This is a genomic window from Micromonospora sp. 4G55 (assembly GCF_016803375.1).
Map to the genome: position 1 here is coordinate 1 of NZ_JAEVHN010000553.1, position 4108 is coordinate 4108.

Consider the following 4108-nt stretch of genomic DNA (forward strand, 5'->3'; position numbering starts at 1 on the left):
CGGGGGCGACCCTGTGGCCCGCGGTGCTGGTCTCCACCGTCGACCCGGCCGCCTCGCTCGGGGTCGCCGACGCGGCGGCCAGCGGCCCGACGTTGCGGCTGCTGGGCTGGCTGACGCTGCCGCTCCTGCCGGCCCTACTAGGCTTTCAGGCAATGTGCTGGTGGGTTTTCCGGGGACGGACCGACGGCAGGGCACCGGTGTACTGGTGAACCGCCGTCCCTTCGACCCGCGTCTGCTGCGTCGGGTCCCCGCGGCCCGGCGCGACCTCGCCGTGCTCGCGGTCCTCGGCGGGCTGACGGCGCTGCTGGTCGTGGGGCAGGCCACCGCGCTGGCCGCGTTGCTGGCCACCGCGATCGACGGCCGGCTCGACACGGTGGCGCTGGCCGGTTTCGTCGCCGCCGTCGGCGCACGCGCACTGGTCGCCTGGGCGCAGGGCACCGTCGCGGCGCGGGCCGCGGCCACCGTGAAGGCGACGCTCCGCGCCGACCTGCTCACCGCCGTCGGCCGGCACGGGCCGGGCTGGGTCGCCGGGCAGCGCGCCGGTCAACTCGCCACCCTCACCGGCCGGGGCCTGGACGCGCTGGACGCCTACTTCACCGGCTACCTCCCGCAGCTCGTGCTCAGCGTGGCCGTGCCGCTGGCCGTGCTGGCCCGGCTGGTCCTGGCCGACTGGGGCTCGGCGCTGATCATCGCGCTGACCATCCCGCTGATCCCGGTCTTCGGCGCCCTACTCGGCTGGCAGGCGCAGGCCGCCACCGAACGCCAGTGGCGACGGCTGTCGCTGCTCGGCGGGCACTTCCTCGACATGGTCGCCGGGCTCCCCACGCTGCGCGCCTTCGGCCGGGCCCGGGCCCAGACCGACGTGGTGCGCCGGATGGCCGACGGGCACCGGGTCGCGACCATGAAGACCCTGCGGATCGCCTTCCTCTCCGCGCTGGTGCTGGAGCTGGTCGCCACCCTGTCGGTGGCGCTGGTCGCGGTGCCGGTCGGCATCCGGCTGCTCAGCGGCGGGATCACCCTCTCCACCGCGCTGCTGGTGCTGCTGCTCACCCCGGAGGCGTACCTGCCGCTGCGGGCGGCCGGCAGCAAGTTCCACGCCAGCATGGAGGGGCTCACCGCGCTGGACGAGGCGCTGACCGTCTCCGCCGCACCGGCCGCCGCCGCGCCGGCCGGCGAGCCGGTCCCGGCGCCCGACGGCCACGGCGAGATCCGCTTCACCGACGTGACCGTGGCGTACGAGCGGACCACCGCGCTGCGCGAGGTCAACCTGACCATCCGGCCCGGCGAGCGGATCGCGGTCATCGGGCCGAGCGGCGCCGGCAAGAGCACCCTGCTCGGCCTGCTGCTCGGCTTCGTCACCCCCACCTCCGGCCGGGTCACCGTCGACGGCGTGACCTGACCGAGGTCGACCGGGACGCCTGGCGCCGGCAGGTCGCCTGGGTGCCGCAGCGGGCGCACCTCTTCGCCGCCTCGCTCGCCGACAACATCCGCCTCGGCGCCCCCGACACCCCGGACGCGGCGCTCGCCACGGCCGTTGCCGACGCCGCGCTCCAAGACGTGGTCGCGGACCTGCCCGACGGGCTCGCCACCACGCTGGGCGAGCGCGGGCACGGCCTGTCCAGCGGGCAGCGGCAGCGGGTCGCGCTGGCCCGAGCCTTCCTCCGGAACGCCCCGCTGGTGCTCCTCGACGAGCCGACCGCCCGGCTCGACAGCGCCAGCGAGGCGTGGTGCTGGCCGCCACCCGGCGACTCGTCGCGGGGCGTACCGCGCTGCTGGTCGCGCACCGCCCCGCGCTGCTGGCGGACGCCGACCGGATCCTCCGGGTCGAGGACGGCCGGGTCACCGAGCTGACCCCGATCCCCGCCGGGGAGGCGACCCGATGACCACCGGAGAAGTTCGCCCGGAGGGCCGCGACACGGGCGGCCCGACCCCGGCGGAGCTGCCGCCACCACCAGCCGGCACGGTGCACACCGGCGCGGAGCGGGCCGTGCTGCGGCTGGCCCGGCCGTACCTGGGCCGGCTGGTCGGCGCGGGGCTGCTCGCCGCGGCGACGGAGTTCGCCGGACTGGCGCTGATGGCCACCGCCACCTGGCTGCTGATGAGCGCCGCCGGCCGGCCGCCGCTGGACCGGCTCACCGTGGCCATCGTCGCGGTCCGGGCGCTCGCCATCAGCCGGGGCGTCTTCCGCTACACCGAACGACTCGCCGGCCACGACGCCGTGCTGCGCATGATCACCGACGTGCGGGCCCGGGTCTTCGCCACCCTCGCCGCCCGTCGGGGGCCCGCCGAACAGCGGTCCGGGGACGCGCTGAGCCGGCTCGTGTCCGACGTGGAGGCCGTCCAGGACCTGCTGCTGCGGGTGCTCGTCCCCGGGGCCGCCGCCGCGCTGGTGAGCCTGGCTGGCCGTCGGCGGGGCCGCGCTGATCTCGCTGCCCGCGGCCGGGGTGCTCGCGGTGGGCCTGCTGGTCGCCGGGGTCGCGCTGCCCGTACTGGCCACCGCGCTGACCCGGCGGGCCGCCGACGAGGTCGCGCCGCTGCGCGGGGCACTCGCCACCGACGCCGTCGACCTCACCCACGGCGCCGCCGACCTGGCCGCCTTCGGGGGCCACCGGGTACGCGCTGCGGGCCGCCACCGATCGCGCCGACCGGCTGGCCCGGCTGGAACGCCGGCTCGCCCGGACCGGGTTCGCCGTCGACGCGGCCGGGGTACTGGTCGCCGGACTGACCGCCGCCGGCGTGGTGCTCACCACGCTGCGCGCCGGAGTCGACGGGGTGCTGATCGGCGTGCTGGCCGTCGGCACCCTGGCCGCGGTGGAGATCGCGCTGGCCCTGGTCGGCGCGGCCCGGCAGCGCACCCAGCTGCGCGCCGGCCTCGACCGGGTCGCCACGCTGCTCGACACCCCCGAGGCCCCCACCACTTCCCCCGGCGGGGCGACCGTCGCCGCCCGGGCCGGGCACGACGTGCGGTTCGACGGGGTGACCGTGCGCTACCGGAAGGGCGCCGCCCCGGCCCTGGACGGCGTCGACCTGGATCTCCCGGCCGGCCGCCGGGTCGCCGTGGTCGGCCCGAGCGCGCCGGCAAGAGCACCCTGGCCGCCGTGCTCACCGGCGCGGTGCGCCCCGACGCCGGCCGGGTCACCCTGGACGGGGTGGACCTGTCGGCGTACCCGGCCGAGGAACTGCCCCGCGCCATCGGCGGGCTGCTCGCCGAGGCGTACGTCTTCCACGCCTCCGTCCGGGACAACCTGCTGCTCGGCCGGCCCGCCGCCGGCGAGGAGGAGCTGGCCGCCGCCACCCGGGCCGCCGGCCTGCTCGACTGGGTACGCGAACAACCGGACGGCTGGGACACGGTGGTCGGCGAGGAGGGCGGCCAGCTCTCCGGCGGGCAGCGGCAGCGGCTCGCCCTGGCCCGGGCGCTGCTCGCCGCCCCGGGCGTGCTGGTGCTGGACGAACCCACCGAAGGGCTCGACCCCGCCGCCGCCGACGCGGTGCTCGCCTCCGCGCTGGCCGCCACCCCGGCCGGGCACACGGTGCTGCTGATCAGCCACCGGCTCAGCGGCCTCGACGGGCTGGACGAGATCGTGGTGCTCGACGCCGGACGGGTGGTCCAGCGCGGCCGGCACGCCGAGCTGATGGCCACCCCCGGCTGGTACCGCGACCAGTGGCTGCTCCAGGCGGCGGCCGAGCGGGGTTACCTCGCCCTGGCTCCCTGAGCCCGGTTCCGGGAATCTCCCCGACGCGGTCGCCTCGTCCGCGTGACAGGGTGGCTCCATGCGGGGCTGCGAAGACGTACGGGTGGCGGACCGGCTGCGCGAGCTGGACGACCGGCTGCGCGGGCCGGCCCGGCTCAAGGCGGAGCTGATGGTCGAGCTGCGGGACGCGCTGGACGACGCCGCCGAGGCGTACCGGGAGGGTGGGCTGTCGGCGGCGGAGGCCGAGCGGCGCGCGGTGGCCGAGTTCGGCACGCCGGCGCAGCTCGTGCCGGCCTACCAGGCGGAGCTGGCGGCGGCCGCGCTGCGCGGGTTGTCGGTGCGGGCCTTCGCGGTGGCCCTGACCCTGCTCGTCGCCGGCGACCTCACCTGGCGGGGTTCCAGCTGGAGCGACGGCC

At 77.6% G+C, this 4108-nt stretch carries 1 protein-coding gene and 3 pseudogenes; all 4 read left to right on the plus strand.

The annotated features are described in order from the left end of the window. A pseudogene (locus JNW89_RS29595) lies at positions 1-209 on the plus strand (cytochrome d ubiquinol oxidase subunit II); the annotation flags it as partial. Next, a pseudogene (cydD, locus tag JNW89_RS29600) lies at positions 206-1883 on the plus strand (thiol reductant ABC exporter subunit CydD). The pseudogenes JNW89_RS29595 and cydD, both read left to right, overlap by 4 nt. A 16-nt stretch (positions 1884-1899) precedes the next feature. After that, positions 1900-3713, plus strand: a pseudogene (gene cydC, locus JNW89_RS29605) (thiol reductant ABC exporter subunit CydC); the annotation flags it as partial. 58 nt (positions 3714-3771) lie between these two features. Continuing rightward, positions 3772-4108, plus strand: a 337-nt coding sequence (locus JNW89_RS29610) for a permease prefix domain 1-containing protein (RefSeq protein ID WP_238451594.1), incomplete at its 3' end; no start/stop codon positions are given.